This window comes from Bacillus sp. FDAARGOS_527, from assembly GCF_003812125.1.
Lineage (GTDB): Bacteria > Bacillota > Bacilli > Bacillales > Bacillaceae_G > Bacillus_A > Bacillus_A paranthracis.
Genome location: NZ_CP033795.1, coordinates 3,712,828 through 3,739,257, shown reverse-complemented (window position 1 = coordinate 3,739,257; position 26,430 = coordinate 3,712,828). Strand labels below are relative to the sequence as shown.

The window sequence follows — 26,430 nt, the reverse complement described above, 5'->3', positions numbered from 1 at the left end:
GACACGCCTATATAAATGATGGTATAAAGAAAAGTATATGAATAATTGAGCGTGGAAAGGGAGAAGTAGTGATCATTTCCCTGTTTTAGAGAGCTGATGGTCGGTGAAAATCAGCACATAGATGATCGCGAATTACGCCCCTAGAGCATCTTTTTTCGATTGAATTGTATTCAAAAGGGAAGAGACGGTGCTAAGCCGTTATGTAAATAAGGTGGTAGGCTTTTTTTGGTCTGCAACTAGGGTGGTAACGCGATAATCAAAATCGTCCCTTATTTGAAGGGGCGATTTTTTTATGTTTTTAACCTTCACGCCAGTAATGAACTTAAAGGAGAGTATGTAGGATATGGGTATTTTACAAGATCTTGAATTTCGCGGTCTAATTAATCAGCAAACAGACGCTGAGGGCCTTGAGCAATTATTAGAAAAAGAAAGCGTTAAATTATACTGTGGTTTCGACCCGACAGCGGATAGCTTACACATCGGTCATATGTTACCAGTATTAATGTTACGTCGTTTCCAATTAGCTGGTCACCAACCAATCGCACTTGTTGGCGGTGGTACTGGTATGATCGGTGACCCAAGTGGTAAAAAAGCAGAGCGTACATTAAATACGAAAGATACAGTTGCTTATTACACAGAAAGCATTAAAAACCAACTTTCAAACTTCTTAGAGTTCGAAAACGTGGACAACCCAGCAACAATGGCTAACAACTATGATTGGCTTGGTAACTTAGATGTCATTTCATTCTTACGCGATATCGGTAAAAACTTCGGTTTAAACTATATGCTAGCAAAAGATACAGTAGCATCTCGTTTAGAGACTGGTATTTCATTTACTGAGTTTAGTTACATGATTTTACAATCATACGACTTCTTAAACTTATACCAACACCATAATTGCCGCTTACAAATCGGTGGTAGTGACCAATGGGGTAACATTACAGCTGGTCTTGAATTAATCCGTAAATCAGAAGAAGATGCGAAAGCATTCGGTTTAACAATTCCACTTGTTACTAAATCTGACGGTACGAAGTTTGGTAAAACAGAAGGCGGCGCAATTTGGTTAGACCCAGAGAAAACAACTCCTTACGAGTTCTACCAATTCTGGATTAACACAGATGACCGTGATGTTGTTAAATACTTAAAATACTTTACATTCTTATCTCATGAAGAAATTCTTGAGCTTGAAAAGCAAGTAGCCGAGGCACCAGAAAAACGTGCAGCACAAAAAGCATTAGGTGCAGAAATGACAAAACTTGTTCACGGCGAAGAAGCATTAGAACAAGCGATTAAAATTTCAGCTGCATTATTCAGCGGTTCTGTAGCAGAACTGACTGCAAGCGAAATCGAGCAAGGATTCAAAGACGTACCATCTGTAGAACGCACTGCAGAAGATACAGTATTAATCGACTTACTTGTAGAAAGCAAAATCTCTCCATCAAAACGTCAAGCGCGTGAAGATGTAACGAACGGCGCAATCTACGTAAACGGTGAGCGTACACAAGCATTAGACTACGTTGTAACAGAAAAAGACCGCATCGAAGGTAAATTCACAATCATTCGCCGCGGTAAAAAGAAATATTTCTTAATTCGTTACTAATCCGAAACGAATATAAACAAATAGTACCCCGAATTGTAGGCTGAAAAGTTTATGATTCGGGGGTTTTTATGTATGGATTTAAAACGCCGTATCTTTTCTTTTGAATAGAATATAAAGAATTAATATGAGCATATAAAGTAAACTCACTAGCATAACGATAAATGCTGTCGGATAAAATTTTGCTGCGTATATAAAAAAATCGATTTGATAAATATCTTCGTAATTTGAAACGGTGCCTTTGAAGTAATTCGTAAACTTAGCGCTATATTTCCATTCATCAGGATCATCTATTAAATTACTTCCCTGATACCAATTAATAAGCGCGGAAGTAATAAACAACATACATGCACTGCCTAACTGAACCATTTGGTTTATTGTCAAAATGAATCAACCTCCTATTTTATGGTTATTATAGCGTGCATTCATATACTTGTAACCATTTTGTTGTAATCTCCTTTTCGAGTTCATACGGAAATCACATGTAAGCGGTATGATAAATGTATAACAACTAGAAAGGAGTGGTAAAACGAAATGTCACTAGAAGCGCTCATTATTTTTTCTTTGCTAAATGCGGGTCAGCTTGCAGAGAATTCGAAGGTGGATGTACATAAAGAGCAGAAAGATGCTTATGTATATGTTCAGAAAGAGGAAAATAAATAATTTAATTTTATATATAAACGAAAAAAGCCAATCCACAGGATTGGCTTTTTGTCATTAACGAGAGTAGAACTCTACGATTAATGCTTCGTTGATTTCAGCTGGTAACTCAGCACGCTCAGCGTGACGAGTGTAAGTAGCTTCTAATTTGTCAGCATCGAAAGTTAAGTATTCTGGTACGAAGTTGTTAACTTCGATCGCTTCTTTAACAACAACAAGGTTGCTAGATTTTTCGCGAACGCTGATAGTTTGACCAGGTTTTACACGGTAAGATGGGATATCTACGCGAGCGCCATCAACCATGATGTGACCGTGGTTTACTAATTGGCGAGCTGCACGACGAGTGCGAGCTAAGCCCATACGGTAAACTAAGTTGTCAAGACGAGCTTCAAGAAGGATCATGAAGTTTTCGCCGTGCTTACCAGGCATTTTACCTGCTTGGTCAAATGTGCGACGGAATTGACGCTCAGTCATGCCGTACATGTGACGAAGTTTTTGTTTCTCTTGTAATTGTAAACCGTATTCTGAAAGTTTCTTACGTTGGTTAGGACCGTGAGGACCTGGTGCGTAAGGGCGTTTTTCTAATTCTTTTCCTGTGCCGCTTAGAGAGATTCCAAGACGACGAGACAGTTTCCAAGCTGGACCTGTATAACGAGCCATAGTTGACTCCTCCTTTAAAATGTTTTTATTTACGTAAAATAAAAACAGACGTAATCGATATTTACGGGCATTTTGTTTTCATGTACCTTCGCTCCAGCAGCAGGGAGTTACGAGATACACCTCCGTAGAGGAACAAAATACAAACGATAAACTCACATTACAAGGCTGCCTTTTTATTTTACACAAACGCTATTATATCTTTTACCGAGAGTTTCGTCAAGCGAGTACGTTTTTGTTTTATGCATATAAATTTTGGAAATGAACAAGAAGGAATTTAAAACGATATAAAAGAAGAGATAGAAACACAAATAAAACGCTTACATAAAATGAAGTAAAACGTTCATCAAAGTTTTAATGATGAATATGCGGCAATAAAAACATAAAAGGGGATGTTTTTATGAAAAAGAAGCATATGGAGACAGCGTTAATTCATCACGGTTATACATCAGAGGCACATAAAGGAAGTTTAACACCGCCTTTATTTCAAACGTCTACATTTACATTTGAGACTGCGCAGCAAGGAGAGGCGAGTTTTGCGGGAGTGGATCCATCTTATATTTACTCAAGACTTGGAAATCCGACTGTGAAATTATTCGAAGAACGTATGGCGGTGTTAGAAGGAGGAGAAGAAGCGCTTGCTTTCGGATCTGGTATGGCAGCTATTTCCGCAACGTTAATTGGTTTTCTAAAAGCTGGAGATCATATTATTTGTTCAAATGGATTATACGGCTGCACATACGGTTTTTTAGAAGTGTTAGAAGAAAAATTTATGATTACGCATTCGTTTTGTGATATGGAGACAGAGGCTGATATGGAAAATAAAATTCGCCCGAATACAAAGCTTATTTTCGTTGAAACACCGATTAATCCGACAATGAAATTAATTGATTTAAAACAAGTGATTCGGGTTGCGAAGCGAAATGGGTTACTTGTTATTGTTGATAATACGTTTTGTTCACCTTATTTACAAAGACCGCTTGAACTTGGCTGTGACGCGGTTGTTCATAGTGCGACAAAATATATTGGTGGTCACGGTGATGTTGTGGCGGGTGTAACAATTTGTAAAACGAAAGCGTTAGCTGAAAAAATCCGCCCGATGCGAAAAGATATCGGCGGTATTATGGCACCGTTTGACGCATGGTTATTGTTACGCGGATTAAAGACACTAGCAGTAAGAATGGATCGTCATTGTGATAATGCAGAAAAAATTGTATCGTTCCTAAAAAATCATGATGCGGTAGAAGGTGTTTGGTATCCAGAAGGAGAGTTAGCATCTCGCCAAATGAAACGTGGGGGCGGTGTTATATCTTTTTCAATTAAAGGCGGGAAAGAAGAGACGCAGGCGTTTATTAATGACCTTCACTTTATTACAATTGCGGTAAGTTTAGGAGATACAGAAACGTTAATTCAGCACCCAGCAACGATGACGCACGCCGCGATTCCAGCTGCGTTAAGACAAGAAATGGGCATTTATGATAATTTAATACGTTTATCTGTCGGTTTAGAATCGTGGGAGGATATTGTTTCTGATTTAGAGCAAGCGTTAAAGAAAATATCTACTGTTAGTAATCAATAAAAAAAGAGCTAGCTATCGGTTTTGTACGTCATGTACTTAATCGATAACTAGCTCTTTTTTGTTACATATGTTTTAGGAGTGTTTCCACAAACTTTTCTAAATAGCGCTGATCTACTTCGTCGAAACGTTTTTTTTCAGGGCTATCAATATCAAGTACACCAATGACATTCCCATCCTTAATAATCGGTACGACGATTTCTGAATTTGAAGCACTGTCGCAAGCGATGTGTCCTGGGAATTGATGAACGTCTGCTACAAGCTGTGTTGTTTTCGTTTCAGCTGCAACGCCGCAAACGCCTCGTCCAAATGGAATGCGCACGCAAGCAGGCATTCCTTGGAATGGTCCAAGAACAAGCTGATTTCCTTCTGTTACGTAAAAGCCAACCCAATTAACACGATCCAAAAATTGGTTTAATAATGCGGACGCATTTGATAAGTTTGCGACTACGTTTGATTCGCCAGTTAATAATGCATCCAGTTGTTTTATTACTGTCTCATATTGCTGCACGCGAGATCCTGTATAACTTTCTTTAGTAAACATGGAAACAGCTCCTTTTTTATCGAGATGTGTAAAACATTAGCAAAATACGATGTATTTCACATGACTTTGTCGATAGAAAATTAAAGGAATTTGTCTTAAAAGTCAAGAAATTTACACTATAGCTGTTCAGTGAGAGGAAGTGAGCGCATGAAACAGACGAAACAAAAAGTAATTGATGCGGCAATATCGTTGTTTAACACGAAAGGTTATGATGGAACGTCGGTGCGAGACATTGCAAAGCGAGCGGATGTGAATGTAGCGAATATTTCATATTATTTTGCTGGAAAGCAAGGCCTATTAGAGCAGCTTATTACTAATTTTTTAGAAGGGTATATTCATGTGATTGAAACGTCCTTTGAACAGAGAGAATATTTGTCGGCTAAAGATGTGATGGTGCAAATGGTGCGCGGGATTTTACGATATCAATTTGATAATAGGGAGCTGACACGTTTCTTTTACCGAGAGCTGTCGCTTGATACGACATTAATTCGCGAAGTGATGACCGTTTATTTTTCTAAAGAAAGATATTATATAGAGCAAATGATTAGACAAGGACAAATGAAACAAGAATTTAAAAAGGTATCTTTTACAATGTTTATGACGCAATTAAAAGGCATGATAAATATGCCGTTTTTATATCCGCAATATATATCAGAAGTGTTGCATTCTTTTCCATCTGAGACCTTTTTCTTAGAAATGTACACGAAAGAAATTGAACAATGGATGGAACAAACATTATGTATAACGAATATGTATTATGAATGGCCAAGAGCTGTTCATATGTGAGAAATCCCCACCTAACGAACTGAGGTGGGGATTTTTGTGCTTTCTTTTCTTTGCCATAAATTGTTGCATAATAGCGCGATAATTGTTAATGAGGCTCCAGCAACTTCAATTTTGTCGACTGTATAACCTCGAAAGATGGAACCGATAAGTGCAAGTACAGGAACTAAATTCATAAATAATATGCCATTAATGGATGAAATATAGCGATTTCCTGCGTTCCAGCAAAATACTGCGATAACGCCTGCAATAATAGACATATATAAGAGTTCAAAACGAACGTTCATAATTGTCGATAGTGAAGGTACAGTAACGACGTTTGTATAAGTTAAAAAAGTGACGATAGTGATGAGTGAAATTGAGCCAAATAAACAAGTTAACGTCGTATACCTAAGTGGCGACCAAGATTGAAAACTAGCACCACCGTTTGTATAAATGACCCAGCAAGTAACGCCGCACAGCATAAGTATATTTGTTGAGAGATGGCTGGCAGCTCCAAATAATAAGTGAATATTTCCTTTTGAAATGACAAGCATAACACCGAATAATGCAACAAACATACAAAGGAATGTATAGTTTTGTGGGCGTTTATTTTTTGTTATCCACTGCAATAATAAAGCGATGAGTGGCATAAGAGACTGAATCATCGCGGCATGGATGGCTCCAGACGGTCCGGCAAGTTGTTGTCCATAGAAAACGAGAAAACCATATCCTGCGAAACCGACTGTTCCGTAAAAGAGTAACGAAAGTGTTTTCTTTTCTAAGCGGAGTGACTTTGTCCCTTCGGTAAGTAATAGCAGAATAAGAAAAATAATAGCTGCTGATCCATAGCGAATCGTTGTGAAGAAGAACGGATCGATAAACTGTAAGGCGTTTGCCATGACAGGAAACATAAATCCCCAAGCCGTTACGGCAAGTAAGCATAGGAGGGACCCGAGTAGCATTTGTTTTTTGTTCAAGAGTATCTTTCCCCTTTACATTTCGTTATAGTAAGTTGATGAAATAAGTATAAAGAGTAATTGTTTATAGAAGGAAATATCGATTTTTTATGACAGTTATAACTTTTTGTTAGAGGTGTGTACGATGGATCTAGAGGCAGTACGATCGTTTATTGAAGTGAAGAATACGCGAAGTTTATCAAAGGCGAGTAAGATTTTACATATTTCTCAGCCGGCGCTTAGTAAACAAATTCAAAGGTTAGAAGCGGATTTAGAGGTTACTTTATTAAAACGTTCCGCGCAAGGAGTCGAATTAACAAGTGCTGGAGAGCTATTTATAACAAGAATGTTACCGATTTTGGGACACATACATGAAGTGAAAGCCGAAATGAAGAAATTTCAAGAGAAGCGGAACATTTCTATAGGCATATTGCCAAGTTTAGCAGCACATTACATAGCGAAATGTAAAGATATATTAGGTGACGGGTTCGAAATAGAATGGAAAATTGAGCATACGAAAGTACTGATAGGACTTTTTAAAGAACGGAAGATTGAAGCGATGTTCATCGATTCAGTAGTAGAAGGTGCTACGTGTATAAAAGAAATACGAGAAGAAAAAATTGTGTGTGTCGTTTCAAATGATCATCTTTATAAAGAGAAAACAGTAATTCGAATGGAAGATTTGCAAAATGAAAAGTTAATCGTATACCCAGAAATCTGCGATGTAAGGAAAATGATTACGAATCTGTTTCAAGGGATAGGTGCGAAACCGATTATTGCATTTGAAACTTCTTATGCAGAACCGATGCTTGCGATGGTCAGTGCTGGACTTGGCATCACGTTACTTCCAGAAATAGCAGTAGAGCAAGCGGTAAGACAAGGAAATGTGCATGCGATTTCTATTGAACCGACAATTGTACGTAAAATATATTTCGCATCTCATATGGAAGAAGGCCCTTTGCTGCATTCATTTGCTGATGAGAGGTAATCCAAACGGAATATTGAGAAAGATTACAATTGCATTGAAAGAAACATGAAATTTTAAAAAAAACTAGGTCAAAAACAAACGATTACATGGTATGATTAGTACATTGTTAGTTGTTAAATATAGGGGAATTCCCTTTTTATACATAATGCCTTCCATTTCATAAACGGAACGGACAAAAAAAGAGATATAACTAGGAGGCTTTTTTGCATGGATTCTATCCTGACGATCGTTATCATTGTAGTAAGCTCTATTCTAGTGCTGCTCATGATAGAGCTTGTGATAAGAAATCGTTCATATAAAGATATTGAAGCACTTGAGCAGTGGAAACAAGAGATAAAAGATAAACCTGTGGCAGATGAGCTAAAACGGGTGAAAGATTTAAATATGACGGGTCAAACAGAAGAACTGTTTGGTAAATGGCGTGAAGAATGGGATGAAATTGTATCAACAACCATTCCGAAAGCTGAAAAAGATTTAGCGCAAGCGCGAAAATTCGCCTCGCAATTCTCCTTCCGAAAAGCAAAGCATGCGATGAATGAATCCATAAGTGGTTTAGATGACGCTGATAATCGTATTACAGACATTTTAAATGAATTACAGCAATTGTTAGAAAGCCATGAAAAAAATAGCTCGGAAATCGAAGGGTTACGTGATACATATCGTAGTATGAAGAAGAGTGTTCTTGCTCATAGACATATGTATGGAGCAGCAGAGCAGAAAATCGAAGAGATGCTAGACGCTGAATCTGAGAAATTTAAAACCTTTGAAGAAGCAACAAACAATGGCGACTATTTAAAAGCGAGAGAAATTGTTATTAGTTTGGAAGAAGGTTTAGCAGATTTAGAAATCATTATTCACCAAATTCCAGATTTATTGGTAGAGTGTCAAGCGACGTTACCGGTTCAGTTGGAAGATTTATTACACGGACATAATGATATGGTAAGACAAGGTTATGTATTAGAGTATTTGGAAATTCCTAAAGAAGTTCGCGATATGAAGAAACAACTACAAATATGTTTAATGGATATACAGGAGCTTCACATAACAGAAGCGGCTGAAAAAGTAGAAAACTTAAAAACAAGTTTAGATAGCTTCTATGATCAACTAGAACAAGAAGTACATGCGAGACATTATGTGGAGCAAAAAACACTTTCTGTTTATGAAGACTTAGAAGAAATTCGCATTGAAACGATTGAAACAAAAGCAGAAACACAGCTCGTGAAACAAAGCTATCAGTTACAAGATAAGGACATTGAGTCTCAAAAAGTAATTGAAAAGCAAATGCACATTTTAATGAAACGTTTTGAAATGTTGCAATTACGGGTTGCGGAACAAGATATTGCCTTCTCTATTATTCGTGAGGAACTAGAAGAGATTTATGAGCAATGTGAAACATTAAAAGTACTTCATGCAGAATATAAAGAAATGCTGCAAACGATGCGTAAAGAAGAATTTGAAGCGCGTGAGAAGTTACAAGAAATGCGAAATACTATTTTCGAAACGAAACGCTTTATGCAAAAGTCGAATTTGCCAGGTCTTCCAGAGAGTATTATGGAAGATTTAAAAAGAGGACAAATGGCAATGCAAGCTGTATATGAACAATTAGAAGTGAAGCCGTTAAATATGAATGCTGTAAATAGTAGTTTAGAAGAAGCTTACACAACTGTTAATGGTGTTGCTGAAATGACAGAAGAGTTAATTGGACAGGCATATTTAGTTGAAAAATTAATTCAATACGGTAATCGTTACCGCAGTCATGATGAGAACCTTGCAGATAGCTTAAATTATGCGGAGAAATTATTCCGTGAATATCAATACGATGCGGCTTTAGAACAAGCGGCTTCTGTACTAGAGCAACTTGAGCCTGGCGTTGTTCAAAAAATAGCTGAATATGTAGACAATGAACAAACCCTTTCATAAGGGTTTGTTTTTTTGTGTAATTTTGCAGGCGATGTTGCTATAATGAATAGCGGAATACAGTAAGGTTATTCGTTTTAAAATATAACGGAACCTTTGAGTAGTCTTAGCGTAATGACACGTATTTGTGATATGATTATATGATGTGACAGCGCTGAAAGGGGAAGAACGATGATCTATTTTGATAATAGTGCGACGACAAAGCCATATCCAGAAGCTCTTCAATCGTACGTAACGGTTGCGGGGAAATATTTTGGGAATCCTTCTTCTATTCATTCGCTTGGAGGAGAGGCAGAGCGTCTATTAACACAATCAAGAACAATTGCAGCGCAGCTTCTTCACGTTAAGCCTTCTGAAATTATTTTCACATCAGGTGGAACGGAAGGGAATAACCTTGCGATTAAAGGAATAGCGATGAGGAATCGTTCGCGCGGTAAACATATCATTACAACAAATATTGAACACGCGTCTGTGTTTGAAGCATATAAACAATTAGAAGATCTCGGTTTTGATGTAACATATTTACCGGTTAATGAGCATGGTGTTGTATCGGTAGAGGATGTAAAACGAGCGCTTCGTGAAGATACGATTCTTGTGTCAATTATTCACGTGAACAACGAGACTGGAGCAATTCAGCCTGTTGCTGAAATTGGAACGTTATTATCGAATTATCCGAAAATAAGATTCCATGTGGACCATGTACAAGGGATAGGAAAAGTACCGCTTAATTTATACGCTTCTCATATTGATCTTTGCTCAATATCTGGACATAAATTCCACAGTGTAAAAGGAACGGGTCTTCTTTATGTACGTGATGGCGTAAGGTTAGATCCAATTTTATCAGGTGGTCAACAAGAGCTGAAGTATCGCTCTGGTACAGAGAACTTACCTGGCATTGTAGCGATGGTGAAAGCACTTCGCATGACAATGGAGCAAGTGAAAGAAAAGGTAGCTCATTTGCAAAGTTTACAAGCAGAGCTTGTTCGTTTCTTTAAAGAGATGGAAGATGTAACGATTAATACGTCGCTTGCATATGCAGCACCGCACATTTTAAATGTATCATTTGTAGGTTTAAAACCAGAAGTGGTCGTTCATGCTTTAGAAGAGCACGGTGTATATGTATCAACGAAATCTGCTTGTTCTTCAAAAGCAAATGAAGTGAGCAGAGTGTTAGTGTCAATGGGAGTACCACATGCCGCTGCTGCAAGTGCTATTCGCATTAGTTTAGCACCAGAAAACACGATGGAAGAAGTAAAGCAATTTGAAGGTATTGTGAAAGAGACGATGCCAAAATTATATGAAGTGATGAGGTAAAGGAATATGATGACATATGAATATATTTTAGTTCGTTATGGAGAGATGACGACTAAAGGTAAGAACCGTTCTAAATTTGTAAGCACATTAAAAGATAACGTAAAGTTCAAACTGAAAAAATTCCCAAATATTAAAATCGATGCAACACATGATCGTATGTATATCCAATTAAATGGCGAAGATCATGAAGCGGTATCTGAAAGATTAAAAGATGTGTTTGGTATTCATAAGTTTAACTTAGCGATGAAAGTACCATCAGAATTAGAAGACATTAAAAAAGGTGCATTAGCAGCTTTCTTACAAGTAAAAGGCGATGTGAAAACATTTAAAATTACTGTACACCGTTCTTATAAGCATTTCCCAATGAGAACGATGGAATTATTACCTGAGATTGGTGGACACATTCTAGAAAATACAGAAGATATTACTGTAGATGTTCATAATCCAGATGTAAATGTACGTGTAGAAATTCGCAGTGGCTATAGCTACATTATGTGCGATGAGCGTATGGGAGCTGGCGGTTTACCAGTTGGCGTTGGCGGAAAAGTAATGGTACTTCTTTCTGGCGGTATTGATAGCCCAGTAGCAGCGTACTTAACGATGAAACGCGGCGTATCTGTGGAAGCAGTTCACTTCCATAGCCCACCTTTCACAAGTGAGCGCGCAAAACAAAAAGTAATCGATTTAGCACAAGAGTTAACGAAATACTGTAAACGTGTAACACTTCACCTTGTTCCATTTACAGAAGTGCAAAAAACGATTAATAAAGAAATCCCATCTAGTTACTCAATGACAGTTATGCGCCGTATGATGATGCGTATTACAGAGCGTATCGCAGAGGAGCGTAACGCTCTAGCAATCACGACTGGTGAAAGTCTTGGACAAGTAGCAAGTCAAACGTTAGATAGTATGCATACGATTAACGAAGTAACAAACTATCCAATTATTCGTCCGCTTATTACGATGGATAAATTAGAGATTATTAAAATCGCTGAAGAAATCGGCACATATGATATTTCAATTCGTCCGTACGAAGATTGCTGTACAGTATTCACACCAGCAAGCCCAGCGACGAAGCCGAAGCGTGAAAAAGCGAATCGTTTTGAAGCGAAATACGATTTCACACCATTAATCGATGAAGCTGTAGCGAACAAAGAAACTATGGTATTACAAACGGTAGAAGTAGTGGCGGAAGAAGAAAAATTCGAAGAACTTTTCTAAAACCATAAATTACCATATGTAAACCGTGTATGAAGTCATGTTATTTATCACACTCTATACTCACAAGGAGGTGATATAACATGGCACGTAGCACAAATAAATTAGCGGTTCCTGGTGCTGAATCAGCATTAGACCAAATGAAATACGAAATCGCTCAAGAGTTTGGTGTTCAACTTGGAGCTGATGCAACAGCTCGCGCTAACGGTTCTGTTGGTGGTGAAATCACTAAACGTCTAGTTTCACTAGCTGAGCAACAATTAGGCGGTTACCAAAAATAATCCCATATGATGGCTTAGAAAGAGCGGGTTCTCCCGCTCTTTCTTTTTTATGTTGTGGCGCCATTTGTCGGTAAATTGATATATTTAATTTTTTGTTAATATATTCTAAGTTGTGTTTGATATATTCGACAGAACTAAAAAATTTGTCAAAAGATGAGGGTTCAAAATTAACAGAAAATTCTTTATTATATAAGGGAGGCATAAAGAAAAAGGAGGATGTTTATGAAGAGAGAGGAATTGTTGGCACCACCGTCTTATAATTTAGTTTCTGAAATAGAGAAATATACAGGTGATAAAGAGAAGCTTGCTTTAATTTGGCAAGATGATAAAGGGAATCGCCGAGAAGTTACATACGCGGAGTTAATGAAAGGTGCAAATAAAATTGGAAACGCTTTTATAAAGAGTGGTCTGCAAAAGGGGGACAAGCTCCTCATTATGATGCCGCGTTTAATTGAAGCATACATGACGTATATCGCTGCGATTAAAGCAGGATTTGTCGTAATTCCGAGTTCGGAAATGTTACGCAAAAAGGATATCGAGTACCGCATTGGACATGGGGAAGTAAAAGCAATCGTAAGTTATGAGCCGTACATTGGACAGTTTGATGATATAGAAGCGATGGAATCCCTTCAAAAATTCGTTCTGAGCGAGCAGCCAGTAGATGGATGGATCAATTTAAAAACAGCGTTAGAAACAGAAAGTGACATGTTAGAAATGGCGAAGACAGATAAAGAAGATATGGTCTTTTTATCTTACACGTCAGGAACGACGGGAAATCCAAAAGGTGTTGTTCATACACATGCGTGGGCATACGCTCATTTACGTACGAGCGCTCCAAATTGGCTCGGAATTGAAGAGAATGATGTTGTGTGGGCAACAGCTAGTCCAGGCTGGCAGAAGTGGATTTGGAGCCCGTTTTTAGCAACTCTAGGCTCGGGGGCAACAGGATTTGTATACCACGGTAAGTTTGAACCAAAAACGTATTTAAATTTATTAGACGATAATAAGGTGAATGTGCTTTGTTGTACGCCGACTGAGTATAGATTAATGGCAAAAGTAGAAAATTTAAGTGAATACAATTTAGAAGCGTTACATAGCGCTGTATCCGCAGGTGAGCCGTTAAATAGAGAAGTCATTGAAACGTTCCAAAAGCACTTTCATATTACAGTAAGAGACGGCTATGGGCAAACGGAAAACACATTGCTTGTTGGTGTAATGAAAGGAATGGATATTAGACCAGGATCAATGGGGAAACCGACGCCGGGTAACCACGTTGATATTGTAAATGAGGAAGGTATTCCGGTACAGGTAGGCGAAGTTGGTGATATTGCAGTTCACATTGAAACGCCGGCACTCTTTAAACAATATTACAAAGACGATGAGCGTACAGCGATGCAATTCCGCGGTGATTATTATATTACAGGTGATAAAGCGAAAAAAGATGAAGACGGCTATTTCTGGTTTGAAGGGCGCGGTGATGATATTATTATTAGCTCTGGTTATACAATCGGGCCGTTTGAAGTAGAAGATGCGCTCGTAAAGCACCCTTACGTGAGAGAATGTGCGGTTGTCGCAAGTCCTGATGAAATTCGCGGAAGTGTCGTGAAGGCATTTATCGTATTAAGAGAGAATATAGAAAAGAACGAAGAAACATTAATTCCAATACTCCAACAACACGTCAAAGAACTTACTGCACCATATAAATACCCTCGCAAAATTGAATTTGTAGATGAACTACCAAAAACGATTTCTGGAAAAATCCGCCGTATTGAGCTTAGAAAACAAGAGATGGAGATTCCGTCAAAATAAATTTGAAAACAGTGAAGGAAATAGTTGAATGAAATGGCAAACAATGATAATATAAAAACGAACACAAGTTCGATTTTATAAATTGAAAAAAGAGGTGTCCGTATGATTTTAGGTATTAATCCGTACTTAGTTTTAGATGGTAGTGGGCAAGAAGCTGTACAGTTTTATAAAGAGGCGTTAGATGCAAAAGTGGAAGTCATGCAAACTTTTGGTGATATGCCTGAAAATCCAGAATACCCGGTTCCAGCTGAAGCGAAAGAACGCGTTTTACACGCTACTTTAAAAGTTGGTAATACGGATCTTATGATTTCTGATACATTCCCAGGTCAAGGGCATGCAATTGGATCTCAAGTAACAATCGCAATTCAAATTAGTAACGCAGAAAAAGCGAAAGAAGTATTCGATAAGTTACAAGAAGGTGGCGAAGTTATTATGCCCCTTCAAGAAACGTTCTGGAGCCCAGCATACGGACAAGTAAAAGATAAATTTAATATTGAATGGCAAGTTACAACGTCTACTACTGAACAAAAGTAATGTTTAGAAAAGCACCATGTTTTGAAATGGTGCTTTTTTTTATACAATAAAAAATAAAGGAGATGAAATATATGGGGGAAATTTGGTATGGTGGCAACATTTACACAATGAGAGAAGAAAATGAAAAAGTGGACGCTATTTACGTTGAAAACGGTATGATTGTTGATGTTGGAAGTAAAAAAGAGTTAGAAAACCGATATGCTGTGGCTAAATTGCGCGATTTAAAAGGCAAAACGATGATTCCAGGTCTCGTTGATAGCCATATGCATCTTATTGGTCACGGGGAGAGGTTACTTCGTTTAGATTTATCAAACTGCACATCTTATAGAGAAGTGCTGACTCTCGTTCGGAAGCGAGTAGAAGAAGCGCCGAAAGGTTCTTGGATTATCGGAGAGGGCTGGAACGAAAATAATTTTAAGGATACGAAAGATGTTCACGCGCGTGATTTAGATGAAATTTCGAAAGAACATCCCATTTTATTAAAGAGAGTTTGTCGCCATGTTACATGGGTGAACTCATACATACTGCAAGAAGCGAACATAACAGAAAAGGCAGAAGATCCAAAAGGCGGGAAAGTTGGACGGGACTCATTCAATAAATTAACAGGACTTTTATATGAACAAGGCCAAGAGTTAATCAAACATGTCCAGCCTGAAATTGATGAAGCCTACTTACAAAGTGCTTTGCAAACAGCAATTAAAGACTGCTGGCAATATGGACTCGTTGGCGGGCATACGGAAGATTTAAATTATTACGGTGGTTTTAGAAAGACGCATAATGCGTTTTCTCATGTCATAAAGGAAATGCCATTTAAAGCACATTTACTCGTTCACCATGAAGTAGCACATGAACGAAAGGAATATGAAAATGAGCATTATATTGAATTTGGGGCAATGAAAATTTTTTCTGACGGTTCTTTTGGCGGAAGAACCGCATTATTAAGTGAACCGTATGAAGATGCGAAGGAAACGAATGGGGTTGCGATTTTCTCACGTGAAGAACTTGCGGAATTAGTGAAGAAAGCACGAGATTTATATATGCCAGTTGCGATTCATACTATCGGTGACTTATCGCTTGAATATGTCATTGATGCACTTGAATTGTATCCGCCAGCAGAAGGATTACGTGACCGTATTATTCATTGTCAGCTAGCTCGTGAAGAGTTGATTGAAAGAATGAAAAACTTACAAGCCATTATTGATATACAACCAGTCTTTGTTTCATCGGATTTTCCATCAGTCATTGAAAAACTAGGCGAGCAACGTCTTCGTTATGCGTATGCTTGGAAGACGTTACTGGAAGCGGGATTACACTGTAACGGGGGATCTGATGCTCCGATCGAGCAAGTAAATCCGTTTCTAGGCATATATAGCGCTGTTACACGTAGAAGTTTTATTGACGGTTTATGTTATATGCCAGAAGAAAGATTAACGGTATATGAGGCTGTTTCTTTATTTACAACAGGAAGTGCCTATGCAATCGGAAAAGAAGCGAAGCGAGGGCGAATTACAAAAGGATATGAGGCAGACTTTACAATATTAGACCGCGATATTTTTGAAATAGAGGCAGAGGAAATAAAAGAAGTACAAGCAGAGATGACCGTAATAGATGGCAAAGTCGTCTATAGAAAAGGTGCGTAAAAATATATGAGCGATTATCGGAATATATCGACCGTAACCTGAATTATATCAGCGATTATTGAAATATATCGACCGTAACTCCAAATATATGAGCGATTATTAGAATATATCGACTTACCGACAAAAACTGACAAGAATATCGGCCGGATAGCGAGAGGTTGTTGCTCGCACCAATCAGGGTAAATAAATAACCGTAGAATTATGGGCCACCATAATTCTACGGTTATTTTAATACTATAAAAACGTTCTCTGTACTTTTTCCCAGAAAGAGTTGTTTTTTAATTTAACTGTTTTAATTTGTTTATCGCTTAAGCGTACAACAGCTTTTTCCACTTGTTTAATGCTAAGCGCTTCGTTATCCATGCCGATAACAGGATAATCGTTACCGTCTGGTCTTAGTTTTAAAGTTAATGTACGTTCGTGATTTAAAATGAACGGTGAACCAAGTGTACGATATGTGTTGTTATTTAAAGATGCTAATTCACTTACTTGGAAGCAAGGGATAAGCGGATCAACAACTGCACCACGTAACGATTTATTGTAAGCTGTACTTCCTGTTGGGGTAGAAACAACTAAACCGTCACCTCTAAAAGTTTCGAAATATAAATCATCAACGTGAACATCTACAACGAACGTTTTAATAATGCTAGAACGTAATGAGAACTCATTTAAACAATGGAAAGATGTGCTACCATCTACATCTACCTCAATTGTTGGATATTTTCGCACTTCAATTTCATTTTTTGTAATTTCTTGAAGGGCTGTATCAACGTGATCAATATGGAAATCGCAGTAGAATGAAATTTCATCTTTCGTAGAAATCCCTGCGTATAAACAATCTTCCCTAAAACCAGTTTTACGAACGGCTTGTAAGAAAGTTGCATCATCTCCAACACTGACGATAGCGTTTGCATTTTTTGGATGATCTAATATGGTAAATCCATTCTCTTCTAAAATACGATAGATTGGTTTCATTTTTTCAACGAGCTTTGCTTTGTCATCACCATAAAAGAAAAATAAATTGCGACGATCTGCCATTATGTATCCCTCCACTGCAGTTAAATTTTCTATGCTTCGTGCTACATATCATTAGAGTCCGTTCCCTGATGATATGTTCAAATAATATATTTCGATATAAATTGTCAAAATACCTTTTTATTTTTAGAAAAATTTTTATATTCAATCTTATGAAACGCTGTTTAATGATGAATAAAGTTGTCGATAATGGGTACGGAGTGAAAGGATGATACGTATGAAGTGGCTCGTAATTGGAATAATAATTCTTCTCCTTTTTATTTTGTTTATACTATTGTCGAAAATAAAGCTTAAAGTGACATTTTTATATTCAGAAATGGAAAAGCAATGTTTGCTTCAAGTGAAAATATGGATGATTCGATATACATTTGATGTGTTGGAAAGAATTGAGAAACAGCAGAAGAAAACAGGACAAAAAATCGAAAAAGCTGAAGAGGACGGCGGACTAGACAATAAAATTATGGCACAACTTGATAGTATGGGGGAACTGATAAAAAAGCTTCAAGAAGTTCATACTATCGTTAAAGATTTTCTCAAACGAGTGAAAATCAATGGTTGGAAATGGCATACGCAAATTGGAGCAGGCGACGCAGCTAGTACTGGAATTGTCACCGGATATGCATGGGGGACAAAAGGAATGGCTGCTGGAGTTGTAGGACAATATATGCATATTGTCGACGTACCAGAATTTGAAATTACTCCTGTTTTTCAAGGGAAAGGATTTGCATCAAGATGTGAGTTAACAGCATCTTTTCGTATATTCCGTACTATAAAAACAGCGGTGAAATTACTCGTGTTTATGAGAAGACAAAGATCTGGTACGACAGAAAAATCTGTTCAAGCATAGGGGGGATATAGAATGGACCATCCAATTCAAGGTTTAATGACAACTGCAATGCAGCATTTAAAACAAATGACTGATGTAAATACAATTGTCGGCGATCCAATTAAAGCTGCTGATGGAAGTGTAATTCTTACCGTTTCAAAAGTTAGCTTCGGATTTGCGGCTGGTGGAAGTGAATTTGGTAAAATAGAACATTCAGGCCGCCATCCATTTGGCGGGGGAAGCGGTGGAGGAGTTTCTATTAATCCTGTTGCTTTTCTTGTTATAAATGGAGAAGGCGTAAAAGTGTTGCACTTAGATAAGCAAACACACGTCATCGATAAAATAATTGAATTAGCGCCACAAGCTGTTGATAAAGTGAAAGAAATGATGGATAAACGAAAAGAAGACGATCCTGAATTTCAAATTTAACGAATAAAGAAGCTGATCAATAGATTAGCTTCTTTAATTTTTTTGTAAATAAAGCGATTTTATTTGCATTATCGATAGGGACAAACTATCATTTACATTGTACATATTTTGTTTAAATAAGGGAGGATTTTCAAGTGGCAAACGTAACTTTTAAAGGTAACCCAATGACTTTAGTTGGAACAGAAGTTAAAGTTGGCGATCAAGCGCCAAACTTCCAAGTGTTAGCAAATGACTTATCTCCAGTAAGTTTAGAAACATACAAAGGTGAAGTGAAATTAATTAGTGTTGTACCTTCTATCGACACAGGTGTATGTGATGCACAAACACGTCGTTTTAACCAAGATGCAGCAGGTATTGAAAACGCGAAAGTATTAACGATTAGCGCTGACTTACCATTCGCTCAAAAACGTTGGTGTGCAGCAAACGGTTTAGAAAATGTTGTTACACTTTCTGACCACCGTGACCTTTCATTCGGTGAAGCTTACGGCTTAGTAATGAAAGAGCTTCGTTTACTTGCTCGTGCAGTATTCGTAGTAGATAGCAATGACAAAGTAGTTTACGTAGAATACGTAAGCGAAGGTACAAGCCATCCAAACTATGAAGCAGCATTAGAAGCAGCAAAAGCTGCAAAATAATGTGAACGAAGATGACCTCTTTGTAAGAGGTCGTCTTCTCTCATATATTGCTATATGGAATCGATATACGAGAGAAGACGTTACATCATACATCACTAAAAAGGGAGCTCTTAAAAAGAGGTCGCTTTTTCTTTTGGGAAAAAATCAGATTATGGTATGATATAAGTTATGTGTAAAAGAGAGAAGGAGGAATGTACGTGAGTCAGACAGTAGAAACTTTATTTTCTATTTTTGATTCTTCTGCGGTAGTTTTACGTAAAGAATTAGATGTAACATATTTAGAGGCGCTTGTAGAAACAGGGGATAACTTGTTTGAAGGAGCGATTTTACAAGAGGAATTATCAGAATCAGCAATTGAAAGGCTGAATCGTGAATATAGTACGTTTAATGAAGAAACATATAAAGGTGAAGAAATTCGTAAAGCATTTCAGTTAGCCATCTTAAAAGGAATGAAGGAAGGCGTACAAGCGAATCACGAAATGACGCCTGATGCAGTTGGTATGTTCATGAGTTACTTATTCCATAAATTTATGAAGGGTCAAAATGAAATTACTGTGTTAGACCCTGCAATTGGAACAGGTAACTTGATGACGACAGTTTTCAATAGTGCTCAAGAAAACGTTACGATGAGTGGATTTGGTGTAGAAGTGGACGAAGTGCTAATTAAACTTGCTTTAGTAAATGCGAATTTACAAAAGCATGCAATCGAATTCTTCCATCAAGATGGACTAGCACCGCTTTATATCGATCCAGTTGATGCAGTCGTTTCAGACTTACCGGTTGGTTACTATCCAAATGAAATCGGTGCAAGTGAATATAAGTTAAAAGCAGATGAAGGAATGTCATATGCCCACCACCTATTTATTGAACAAAGTGTGAAGCATACGAAAGAAGGCGGATACTTATTCTTCCTAGTACCGAACTTCATTTTTGAAAGTGATCAAGCACCGAAATTACATGCATTTATTAAAGAAACATGCTTTATTCAGGGGTTATTACAGCTACCTGTTTCCATGTTTAAAAACGAGAAAAATGCAAAAAGTATATTTGTTCTCCAAAAGAAAGGTCCTAGTGTAACGATGCCAAAACAGGCGTTATTAGTGGAGTTACCTAAATTCTCCAACATGAAGGCGATGGAGGACATTATGGACCAATTAAATACTTGGTTTGCAACGCATAAATAAGGCTAGGTATATGTAACAGGGTTAGTAATTCATGTAGTACAGTTTTATATGATATGTCATATTTTTAAATATATACAAGATTTAACTGAATTTTTTTGAAATCTGTAATATATTTTTTTTCTTGGTGTTACAATTTTTTCACTTGAAATATATGTCGTACGATGTTTAAATTAAAATCGTGAGTATAAAATTTACTAATGATGAAACGTTTTCATATTTAGTAAATTTGATCAGATAAAATCGAGCGGTTTGTGGAAACATCCACACAACTACCAAGAGAAAAAGGGGCGAAAGACTAGATGTCAAAAATCATCGCGATTAACGCAGGAAGCTCTTCCTTAAAATTCCAATTATTTGAAATGCCAAGTGAAACAGTATTAACAAAAGGTTTAGTAGAACGTATCGGTTTAGAAGATAGTATCTTCACTATTACTGTAGATGGCGAAAAACAAAAAGAAATTACAAACATTCCAGATCACGCAGTAGCAGTTAATATGCTTCTTAAAAAATTAACTGAAAACGGAATCGTTAAATCTCTAGATGAGATTGGCGGTATCGGTCACCGTGTTGTTCACGGCGGCGAAAAATTTGCTGACTCTGTTCTAATTACTGATGAAGTATTAGCTGATATCGAAGAATTAAGCGATTTAGCACCACTTCACAACCCAGCAAACGTTGTTGGTATTAAAGCATTCCAAGAAGTATTACCAAACGTACCAGCAGTAGCAGTATTCGATACAGCATTCCACCAAACAATGCCGGAATCTGCATTCCTATACAGCTTACCATATGAGTACTATGAAAAATTCGGTATCCGTAAATACGGTTTCCACGGAACTTCTCATAAATATGTAACTGAACGTGCGGCTGAACTATTAGGTCGTCCACTTGAAAGCTTAAGCTTACTTTCTTGTCACTTAGGTAACGGTGCAAGTATCGCAGCAGTAGAAGGCGGTAAATCTATCGATACTTCTATGGGCTTCACTCCACTTGCTGGTGTAACAATGGGTACACGTTCTGGTAACATTGACCCTGCGTTAATTCCATACATCATGGAAAAAACAGGCCAAACAGTAGAAGAAGTAGTTAACGTATTAAACAAGAAGAGTGGTATGTTAGGTCTTACTGGTTACTCTAGTGACCTACGTGACATCATTGCGAAAGAAGAAGAAGGCGATCACCGTGCGAAAGTAGCACTTGATGTATTCGTAAGCCGTATCCACAAATACATCGGTTCTTACACTGCTCGTATGAAAGGTGTAGATGCAATCATCTTCACAGCTGGTGTAGGTGAAAACAGTGCGATTATTCGTGAACGCGTATTAGAAGGCCTTGAATACATGGGCGTATACTTCGATGCAAAACGCAATAACGTATTCGGTGAGGAAGCATTCATCAACTTCCCACATTCTCCAGTAAAAATTATTGTAATTCCAACTGACGAAGAAGTTATGATCGCTCGTGACGTACTACGTCTTGGAAACATCGGTTAATATATGAAAAGAAAGACGAAGTCCTATAGGATTTCGTCTTTTTTCTTTTGGATATAGTTTAAGATTCCATCTGGATATAGTGCTTTTTTCTCCTGAATGAATGCTGTAATGGGAATCCACTTCGCATACGATACTGTTTGTTCATCTTGTATATTCAGTACTTCCATTCCATATAGTGACGTGTCTAATAAGCGTAAAGAATATAACTGAATGATTTCATGAGCAATTTCTCCATCAAGGTGAAAGATGTTTTCTAAGCAACCTAAATAAGCAGTGATCTCCACTTCTGTATGAAGCTCTTCTTGAAATTCACGAATAACGGTATGTGCTGATTTTTCACCAAGTTCAATTGAACCGCCAAGAGGCCGGTAATATGTTTCATCGCCTGTATGATATTCTTGTACGAGAAGCCGCTCGTGATGTAAAGCAAGACCGAAAGCTTTTGCACGTGGATACATATAATACAATCACTCCTTATTTATCCCGCTTTAACAGGCAGTAAGACCCCCACCTCAAAATTCAGCGGAAGCAAAGAAGTTAGGTGGGGGTCGGGCTGTCCGTAAAAGTCCGATTGGTGAGGGCTGATAATCAGTGGGGGATGAACAAAACCCCCACTGATTAAAGTTTCACTTTATTTTGTATAAGGATGATTATAATGTATTGCGTAATAAAAGTGTCGTGTATTTAAGAATGTGGTCGAATTACAATGCCATTAAATAAGTCATTCCAAAATGCTTCATTGTACTGAAATACATCCATAATAGGACATTTTATAACGCAAATATTTTGCAATCCCCAATCTTCTTCCGTAACAGTTGGTACATCTTCAGGAATGAGTAATAGGACAGAGAATGTATGTGTAACGATTTGAGATAAAATGTGTTCCAAGGAACGTGCTTCTTCGTATGTTCCTCCAGTTCGAATAAATAATATGGATTGTGCTGTGTCAATTGTTGTTAGAAAACGATTAATTCGGTGCTCATAATTTAACTTAATTTCTGTATAAGAAGGCCAAGAAGTTGGTGTGTTTACATCTGTTTTAAAGTCGTGGCAGGAGTCGATTTCATATAGATTGTCCCGTAGTCTTAATTTCGCATCATCATCCCAAAATGAGATGAAGGATAAGTTTTCTAACTGTAAAAAACGGTCAAATCGATTTTGTAATAATATATTCACCTTTTCTAATGATGGGCTTAGCATAAAATCAATAACGCCAAAAAATGGCGATAATTTGAATTGATATAACGCCCAAGCAGGCCAGCAGTTTTGTCCTAAACTAAATACTGCATGATATTCTTTTTTTATATCGGATAGATTCATGTGATTTATCTCATCCTTTTTGTTAATATTTTATGTCACTAAAAGTGGTATGTGAATAAAGATAGACAAGCATATTTGCAAAGAATAAGCAGAAATATGTTACAATAGAAAAAAATCGAACGAGGTGGTTGTTACGATGCGATCGAAGCGAGAACAAGCCATTTTAGACAATATAAAAGAATGGGAATCGCAATTAGTTGAGCAAGAAGCGACTGATTTTCAAAAACTGTTTGATAAATGGGTACATAATACAATTGCGAAACTACCTGAGAAAAAACGAAAAGATTTCTTTACGAAAGCAGATGGATGGCTCTTTCATTTGCATGCATTGATTCAAAGTTCACAATCACAGTTAGAGGCGCGTAATCGTATTTTAGGAACATCGAGATTATTTGATGAATCGATTGAGCAACTAGAGGATTTAAAAGCATTATCTATTGATCAATTAACATACATAGCAGAGCAGCAAACAGCACGCCATCGCCTATATTCATTCGTACAAGGCGGAGCAACGGGTGCTGGAGGTTTATTATTATTAACAGCTGATTTTCCTGTTATGATTGCGTTAAATGTGAAGGCTGTCCAACTTATTGCAACGTCATTTGGGCATGATGTGAACAAGCCTTATGAAATGATGCTTGCGTTAAAGGTATTTCATGCGTCATTACTACCAGGAAGACTTCAGCAATACGCATGGTACAATTTACTGCAAGAGCTAGAACAAGAAGATTCCTTCTTCTACGAAGGAGATGAAGCGGTGTTACAACCAGCTTCGACTGAAATTATTTTAAAACAAATTTTGAAAACATTTTCGATTTATGCTCTTCGTCGTAAATTATTCCAAGGTATTCCGGTAATTGGAATGGCAATCGGGTCTACAGTGAATTATCGTTTAACAAGAAACGTTACTGAATTTGCAAATAGATTTTATCAAGTGCGCCACATAGTCGAGAAGGAAAAAAGAGCATAAAAAAAGCGAGAGGCCGAAGCCTTTCGCTTTTTTAATTTGTTGCATGCTTTTTGGACATTGGAATAGATACTGGCTGCTTTTCTTCTGCTTTTTCTGTTTTTGGATAATAAATTAAATCCAATGTTTTTGCCTGTACGGCAATCGAAAGAATAGTAAAAGCAATTTCTGTCCAATTTAAATAATATAATGAAAGCGCAAGAACAATCGCGTCAAAGACGAAGAAAATTTGCCCAATTGTAAAACGTGTTTTTTTACTTAATACAATTGTTAAAATATCGTCCCCACCGGTTGCACCGCCAAATCGCAATATAAAACCGAGTCCAATACCAGCTAACGCACCGCCAACTACTGCAGCTATAAATAAATTGTTTGATAAATCGACCGTAAATGGAGAATAATTTTCCATAAGAGAATAAAATACTCCGAATGAAATTGAACCTAAGAATGAATAGCCAACCATTTTTCTACCTAACAATGAAGCGCATAGTAGAATAATTGGGATATCCATCATTACAGTTGAAATAGATGGTGAAATATCATAAAAATTTTGGATGAATAGTGCAATACCTACAAAGCCACCTTCTGTTAAGTGGTTTTGGAAGTGAATGTGATATAGCGCTGCTGCTAAAATAAATGAACCGATTAAAACCATAAAAATTTCTTTAATAATTTGTCGACTTTGGATGTTCCTCATCGTTATTCCTTCTTTCCGTAGTTAGTAGTCCTTTTTGTGTTGTAAACTAACTACGAGCTCACATGTAGCTTTCAGTTAGTTTACGAAAAAACTAACTACGCTATATGTCGCTGAAGAAATAACGAATAATCCTCTCGTCCATCAATTCTCCCTACTTTCGTTTTAGTTTAAGTCTTAAAACGACTAAACAAAACGTGGAGTAGGATTCTTCATTTAGCAATCCTACTCTTCTTTGTTTTGTTTAGCTAGTAACAATTAAGCCCTAAACAAAACGCTATGTGTAAGAAGAGTCTTTTTTTTGCCAAATTATCCTTCGGGCAATCATAATTTCCCCACTCTCGTATTTTTTTCGCTAGACTAAAGTATCTGAGCTGGAAAATACGCTACGTGTATGATTCGTCAATACGATGCCACATGCTCCTTCGAGCGATCATGATATCAAAATCCCTTCCTTCAAGATTTATATTATTATATCATACTTTCAAAAAATGTATGCGGATGGAAACCGACAATAAACGGAGGAAATCTACAAAAATTGTTATGTTTAAATATTTTTGTAGAAAAGCCTAAGTTATTTTGGAGAATTGGACCGTTTTTTTAGTTTGTCCAATAAGTAAGAAAAGAAGAGTTTCTATTCAGTTGTATTTTTATCTTTAAAAAACGCATCCCAGCTAATCACACTTAAAAAAGTTAAAGCGATAATAACGAAAGCGCGCATAAGTGTAAGGCCTCCTTTTGTACATAGTATATGAATCATTTACTTTATAATGTGTCATTTTTTTACAAGTTTTAACTATTATGAGAGTATATTAATATAGATAGATGAAGAGGAGAGTGAGAATATGCTAAAAGACATGTTTAAAAGAAAAGAGTTAATATGCGTTTCATGTCAGAAAAAGATTCAATATGAAGAAGAGCTTGTTGCTTTTGTAAAGTTGCCGAAAGAAAGAAGTATATTAGTTGGTCCATTTGATGTGTGTTTGGCAAAAACAGCACAAGAAATATATTGTAAATCGTGTTACGACAAAAAAGCATGACCCAAAGTAATTGAGGGGCATGCTTTTTTTATTGGTGTGCTTTCCCCTCAGATACATTTTGAGTGAGTCGATACCAAAGCCAAAGGTCATTAATGATGGAAGCGAGATCGGCAATTTCTGAATTCAGTTTGCAAGAAATTTCGAAGTCTTCTTCGTTATTTAAATGATGCTGTTTTGCATTAATATAATGTTCGAGTTCTTTTATACGATCAGGAATCTTTCCGCGAACTTGTTCCCATTTTAATAAAATCGCATGTTGCATTTTTTCGGGGATATCTTCCCAGTCTTCTTGTAAATGCGGAATTTCAATTCCGAGATGTTCATCGTATAAGAAATACTTTTCCATAAGTT

28 protein-coding genes and 1 other annotated feature are annotated in these 26,430 nt (G+C 37.1%); of the genes, 19 read left to right on the top strand and 9 right to left on the bottom strand.

The genetic code is table 11. The features are described from left to right. Nucleotides 1–43: 43 nt before the first annotated feature. Nucleotides 44–273, top strand: a binding site (T-box leader). Between the two features lie 70 nt (nucleotides 274–343). Next, complete coding sequence (gene tyrS, locus EGX95_RS22020) at nucleotides 344–1,600, top strand: tyrosine--tRNA ligase (protein WP_000512078.1); 1,257 nt, start codon at nucleotides 344–346, stop codon at nucleotides 1,598–1,600. Between the two features lie 78 nt (nucleotides 1,601–1,678). Here the strand turns inward: tyrS and EGX95_RS22015 are convergent, their stop codons facing one another. Beyond that, nucleotides 1,679–1,981: a YjdJ family protein gene (locus EGX95_RS22015; protein ID WP_000154635.1), complete on the bottom strand. Its 303-nt coding sequence runs from the start codon at nucleotides 1,979–1,981 to the stop codon at nucleotides 1,679–1,681. Nucleotides 1,982–2,131: 150 nt separating this feature from the next. Between EGX95_RS22015 and EGX95_RS22010 the strand changes: the two genes are divergently transcribed. Further along, complete coding sequence (locus EGX95_RS22010; RefSeq protein WP_000050944.1) at nucleotides 2,132–2,260, top strand: hypothetical protein; 129 nt, start codon at nucleotides 2,132–2,134, stop codon at nucleotides 2,258–2,260. Nucleotides 2,261–2,314: 54 nt separating this feature from the next. Here the strand turns inward: EGX95_RS22010 and rpsD are convergent, their stop codons facing one another. Next, nucleotides 2,315–2,917 (bottom strand): 30S ribosomal protein S4, encoded by a 603-nt coding sequence (rpsD, locus tag EGX95_RS22005; protein ID WP_000135319.1) that lies wholly within the window; start codon nucleotides 2,915–2,917, stop codon nucleotides 2,315–2,317. A gap of 397 nt (nucleotides 2,918–3,314) precedes the next feature. Between rpsD and megL the strand changes: the two genes are divergently transcribed. Further along, the gene (gene megL / locus EGX95_RS22000) at nucleotides 3,315–4,493 is read left to right on the top strand and encodes a methionine gamma-lyase (RefSeq protein WP_000726578.1); all 1,179 of its coding nucleotides are present in this window, start codon (nucleotides 3,315–3,317) and stop codon (nucleotides 4,491–4,493) included. A gap of 61 nt (nucleotides 4,494–4,554) precedes the next feature. Here megL and EGX95_RS21995 read toward each other — a convergent pair whose 3' ends face one another. Then, entirely contained in the window at nucleotides 4,555–5,034 is a 480-nt protein-coding gene (locus tag EGX95_RS21995; RefSeq protein ID WP_000494345.1) for a GAF domain-containing protein, read from the bottom strand. 147 nt (nucleotides 5,035–5,181) lie between these two features. Here EGX95_RS21995 and refZ point away from each other — a divergent pair, with 147 nt between their 5' ends. Further along, nucleotides 5,182–5,820, top strand: coding sequence for a forespore capture DNA-binding protein RefZ (refZ, locus tag EGX95_RS21990; protein ID WP_000814931.1), 639 nt, complete (start codon nucleotides 5,182–5,184; stop codon nucleotides 5,818–5,820). 11 nt (nucleotides 5,821–5,831) lie between these two features. Here refZ and EGX95_RS21985 read toward each other — a convergent pair whose 3' ends face one another. Next, on the bottom strand, nucleotides 5,832–6,776 hold the full coding sequence (locus tag EGX95_RS21985; protein WP_001036060.1) for a DMT family transporter: 945 nt from the start codon (nucleotides 6,774–6,776) through the stop codon (nucleotides 5,832–5,834). Between the two features lie 124 nt (nucleotides 6,777–6,900). On the opposite strand from EGX95_RS21985, the gene EGX95_RS21980 reads away from it, so the two are divergent. The 8 genes from EGX95_RS21980 to EGX95_RS21945 all read left to right on the top strand — a co-directional run bounded on the left by EGX95_RS21980 (nucleotide 6,901) and on the right by EGX95_RS21945 (nucleotide 16,456). Further along, on the top strand, nucleotides 6,901–7,743 hold the full coding sequence (locus tag EGX95_RS21980; RefSeq protein WP_000362562.1) for a LysR family transcriptional regulator: 843 nt from the start codon (nucleotides 6,901–6,903) through the stop codon (nucleotides 7,741–7,743). A gap of 207 nt (nucleotides 7,744–7,950) precedes the next feature. Next, nucleotides 7,951–9,663: a septation ring formation regulator EzrA gene (gene ezrA, locus EGX95_RS21975; RefSeq protein ID WP_000377296.1), complete on the top strand. Its 1,713-nt coding sequence runs from the start codon at nucleotides 7,951–7,953 to the stop codon at nucleotides 9,661–9,663. A 168-nt stretch (nucleotides 9,664–9,831) separates the two neighbouring features. Further along, the gene (locus EGX95_RS21970; protein ID WP_000638965.1) at nucleotides 9,832–10,974 is read left to right on the top strand and encodes a cysteine desulfurase family protein; all 1,143 of its coding nucleotides are present in this window, start codon (nucleotides 9,832–9,834) and stop codon (nucleotides 10,972–10,974) included. Nucleotides 10,975–10,980: 6 nt separating this feature from the next. Beyond that, nucleotides 10,981–12,195, top strand: a complete 1,215-nt coding sequence (gene thiI, locus EGX95_RS21965) for a tRNA uracil 4-sulfurtransferase ThiI (protein WP_000989282.1) — start codon at nucleotides 10,981–10,983, stop codon at nucleotides 12,193–12,195. A gap of 80 nt (nucleotides 12,196–12,275) precedes the next feature. Continuing rightward, nucleotides 12,276–12,473, top strand: a complete 198-nt coding sequence (locus EGX95_RS21960; RefSeq protein ID WP_000124489.1) for an alpha/beta-type small acid-soluble spore protein — start codon at nucleotides 12,276–12,278, stop codon at nucleotides 12,471–12,473. Nucleotides 12,474–12,695: 222 nt separating this feature from the next. Then, the gene (gene mbcS / locus EGX95_RS21955; protein WP_000817739.1) at nucleotides 12,696–14,282 is read left to right on the top strand and encodes an acyl-CoA synthetase MbcS; all 1,587 of its coding nucleotides are present in this window, start codon (nucleotides 12,696–12,698) and stop codon (nucleotides 14,280–14,282) included. Nucleotides 14,283–14,384: 102 nt separating this feature from the next. After that, nucleotides 14,385–14,816, top strand: a complete 432-nt coding sequence (locus EGX95_RS21950) for a VOC family protein (RefSeq protein ID WP_000600363.1) — start codon at nucleotides 14,385–14,387, stop codon at nucleotides 14,814–14,816. Between the two features lie 71 nt (nucleotides 14,817–14,887). Then, nucleotides 14,888–16,456 carry an amidohydrolase gene (locus EGX95_RS21945; protein WP_000503956.1) on the top strand — a complete coding sequence of 523 codons (1,569 nt, stop codon included), beginning with the start codon at nucleotides 14,888–14,890 and terminating at the stop codon, nucleotides 16,454–16,456. 234 nt (nucleotides 16,457–16,690) lie between these two features. On the opposite strand, the gene EGX95_RS21940 is transcribed toward EGX95_RS21945, so the two are convergent. Continuing rightward, nucleotides 16,691–17,494, bottom strand: coding sequence for an NAD kinase (locus EGX95_RS21940; RefSeq protein ID WP_000785168.1), 804 nt, complete (start codon nucleotides 17,492–17,494; stop codon nucleotides 16,691–16,693). A gap of 205 nt (nucleotides 17,495–17,699) precedes the next feature. On the opposite strand from EGX95_RS21940, the gene EGX95_RS21935 reads away from it, so the two are divergent. From EGX95_RS21935 to ackA, 5 genes are all read left to right on the top strand, one after another. Continuing rightward, nucleotides 17,700–18,338, top strand: a complete 639-nt coding sequence (locus EGX95_RS21935) for a DUF2953 domain-containing protein (RefSeq protein WP_000620650.1) — start codon at nucleotides 17,700–17,702, stop codon at nucleotides 18,336–18,338. 12 nt (nucleotides 18,339–18,350) lie between these two features. Further along, the gene (ytfJ, locus tag EGX95_RS21930; protein ID WP_000350002.1) at nucleotides 18,351–18,746 is read left to right on the top strand and encodes a GerW family sporulation protein; all 396 of its coding nucleotides are present in this window, start codon (nucleotides 18,351–18,353) and stop codon (nucleotides 18,744–18,746) included. A 134-nt stretch (nucleotides 18,747–18,880) separates the two neighbouring features. Further along, complete coding sequence (tpx, locus tag EGX95_RS21925) at nucleotides 18,881–19,381, top strand: thiol peroxidase (RefSeq protein WP_000024528.1); 501 nt, start codon at nucleotides 18,881–18,883, stop codon at nucleotides 19,379–19,381. A gap of 197 nt (nucleotides 19,382–19,578) precedes the next feature. Beyond that, a complete protein-coding gene (locus tag EGX95_RS21920) occupies nucleotides 19,579–20,565 on the top strand; it encodes a class I SAM-dependent methyltransferase (protein ID WP_000084357.1) in 987 nt (328 codons plus the stop codon). 299 nt (nucleotides 20,566–20,864) lie between these two features. Next, a complete protein-coding gene (gene ackA / locus EGX95_RS21915) occupies nucleotides 20,865–22,058 on the top strand; it encodes an acetate kinase (RefSeq protein WP_000034576.1) in 1,194 nt (397 codons plus the stop codon). Between the two features lie 23 nt (nucleotides 22,059–22,081). Here ackA and EGX95_RS21910 read toward each other — a convergent pair whose 3' ends face one another. Then, entirely contained in the window at nucleotides 22,082–22,516 is a 435-nt protein-coding gene (locus EGX95_RS21910) for an NUDIX hydrolase (protein ID WP_000283491.1), read from the bottom strand. Nucleotides 22,517–22,742: 226 nt separating this feature from the next. After that, nucleotides 22,743–23,378 carry a DUF1796 family putative cysteine peptidase gene (locus EGX95_RS21905; protein ID WP_001053723.1) on the bottom strand — a complete coding sequence of 212 codons (636 nt, stop codon included), beginning with the start codon at nucleotides 23,376–23,378 and terminating at the stop codon, nucleotides 22,743–22,745. Nucleotides 23,379–23,514: 136 nt separating this feature from the next. On the opposite strand from EGX95_RS21905, the gene EGX95_RS21900 reads away from it, so the two are divergent. Then, nucleotides 23,515–24,348: an EcsC family protein gene (locus tag EGX95_RS21900; protein WP_001256869.1), complete on the top strand. Its 834-nt coding sequence runs from the start codon at nucleotides 23,515–23,517 to the stop codon at nucleotides 24,346–24,348. 31 nt (nucleotides 24,349–24,379) lie between these two features. Here EGX95_RS21900 and EGX95_RS21895 read toward each other — a convergent pair whose 3' ends face one another. Then, nucleotides 24,380–25,042 (bottom strand): YitT family protein, encoded by a 663-nt coding sequence (locus EGX95_RS21895; RefSeq protein ID WP_001244517.1) that lies wholly within the window; start codon nucleotides 25,040–25,042, stop codon nucleotides 24,380–24,382. A gap of 842 nt (nucleotides 25,043–25,884) precedes the next feature. On the opposite strand from EGX95_RS21895, the gene EGX95_RS21885 reads away from it, so the two are divergent. Next, on the top strand, nucleotides 25,885–26,079 hold the full coding sequence (locus EGX95_RS21885; RefSeq protein ID WP_000910278.1) for a hypothetical protein: 195 nt from the start codon (nucleotides 25,885–25,887) through the stop codon (nucleotides 26,077–26,079). Nucleotides 26,080–26,107: 28 nt separating this feature from the next. Here EGX95_RS21885 and EGX95_RS21880 read toward each other — a convergent pair whose 3' ends face one another. After that, nucleotides 26,108–26,425, bottom strand: a complete 318-nt coding sequence (locus tag EGX95_RS21880; RefSeq protein ID WP_000417212.1) for a hypothetical protein — start codon at nucleotides 26,423–26,425, stop codon at nucleotides 26,108–26,110. Nucleotides 26,426–26,430: the final 5 nt, after the last annotated feature.

Coding starts and splice junctions, on each gene's coding strand:
- EGX95_RS21880 (WP_000417212.1), bottom strand. CDS start 26,425: ATGGAAAAGTATTTCTTATACGATGAACATCTCGGAATTGAAATTCCG.
- EGX95_RS21970 (WP_000638965.1), top strand. CDS start 9,832: ATGATCTATTTTGATAATAGTGCGACGACAAAGCCATATCCAGAAGCT.
- EGX95_RS21960 (WP_000124489.1), top strand. CDS start 12,276: ATGGCACGTAGCACAAATAAATTAGCGGTTCCTGGTGCTGAATCAGCA.
- EGX95_RS21980 (WP_000362562.1), top strand. CDS start 6,901: ATGGATCTAGAGGCAGTACGATCGTTTATTGAAGTGAAGAATACGCGA.
- EGX95_RS21910 (WP_000283491.1), bottom strand. CDS start 22,516: ATGTATCCACGTGCAAAAGCTTTCGGTCTTGCTTTACATCACGAGCGG.
- EGX95_RS21900 (WP_001256869.1), top strand. CDS start 23,515: ATGCGATCGAAGCGAGAACAAGCCATTTTAGACAATATAAAAGAATGG.
- tyrS (WP_000512078.1), top strand. CDS start 344: ATGGGTATTTTACAAGATCTTGAATTTCGCGGTCTAATTAATCAGCAA.
- rpsD (WP_000135319.1), bottom strand. CDS start 2,917: ATGGCTCGTTATACAGGTCCAGCTTGGAAACTGTCTCGTCGTCTTGGA.
- thiI (WP_000989282.1), top strand. CDS start 10,981: ATGATGACATATGAATATATTTTAGTTCGTTATGGAGAGATGACGACT.
- EGX95_RS21935 (WP_000620650.1), top strand. CDS start 17,700: ATGATACGTATGAAGTGGCTCGTAATTGGAATAATAATTCTTCTCCTT.
- EGX95_RS21885 (WP_000910278.1), top strand. CDS start 25,885: ATGCTAAAAGACATGTTTAAAAGAAAAGAGTTAATATGCGTTTCATGT.
- refZ (WP_000814931.1), top strand. CDS start 5,182: ATGAAACAGACGAAACAAAAAGTAATTGATGCGGCAATATCGTTGTTT.
- EGX95_RS21995 (WP_000494345.1), bottom strand. CDS start 5,034: ATGTTTACTAAAGAAAGTTATACAGGATCTCGCGTGCAGCAATATGAG.
- ezrA (WP_000377296.1), top strand. CDS start 7,951: ATGGATTCTATCCTGACGATCGTTATCATTGTAGTAAGCTCTATTCTA.
- EGX95_RS21940 (WP_000785168.1), bottom strand. CDS start 17,494: ATGGCAGATCGTCGCAATTTATTTTTCTTTTATGGTGATGACAAAGCA.
- ytfJ (WP_000350002.1), top strand. CDS start 18,351: ATGGACCATCCAATTCAAGGTTTAATGACAACTGCAATGCAGCATTTA.
- megL (WP_000726578.1), top strand. CDS start 3,315: ATGAAAAAGAAGCATATGGAGACAGCGTTAATTCATCACGGTTATACA.
- EGX95_RS21905 (WP_001053723.1), bottom strand. CDS start 23,378: ATGAATCTATCCGATATAAAAAAAGAATATCATGCAGTATTTAGTTTA.
- EGX95_RS21895 (WP_001244517.1), bottom strand. CDS start 25,042: ATGAGGAACATCCAAAGTCGACAAATTATTAAAGAAATTTTTATGGTT.
- mbcS (WP_000817739.1), top strand. CDS start 12,696: ATGAAGAGAGAGGAATTGTTGGCACCACCGTCTTATAATTTAGTTTCT.
- ackA (WP_000034576.1), top strand. CDS start 20,865: ATGTCAAAAATCATCGCGATTAACGCAGGAAGCTCTTCCTTAAAATTC.
- EGX95_RS22010 (WP_000050944.1), top strand. CDS start 2,132: ATGTCACTAGAAGCGCTCATTATTTTTTCTTTGCTAAATGCGGGTCAG.
- EGX95_RS21950 (WP_000600363.1), top strand. CDS start 14,385: ATGATTTTAGGTATTAATCCGTACTTAGTTTTAGATGGTAGTGGGCAA.
- EGX95_RS21945 (WP_000503956.1), top strand. CDS start 14,888: ATGGGGGAAATTTGGTATGGTGGCAACATTTACACAATGAGAGAAGAA.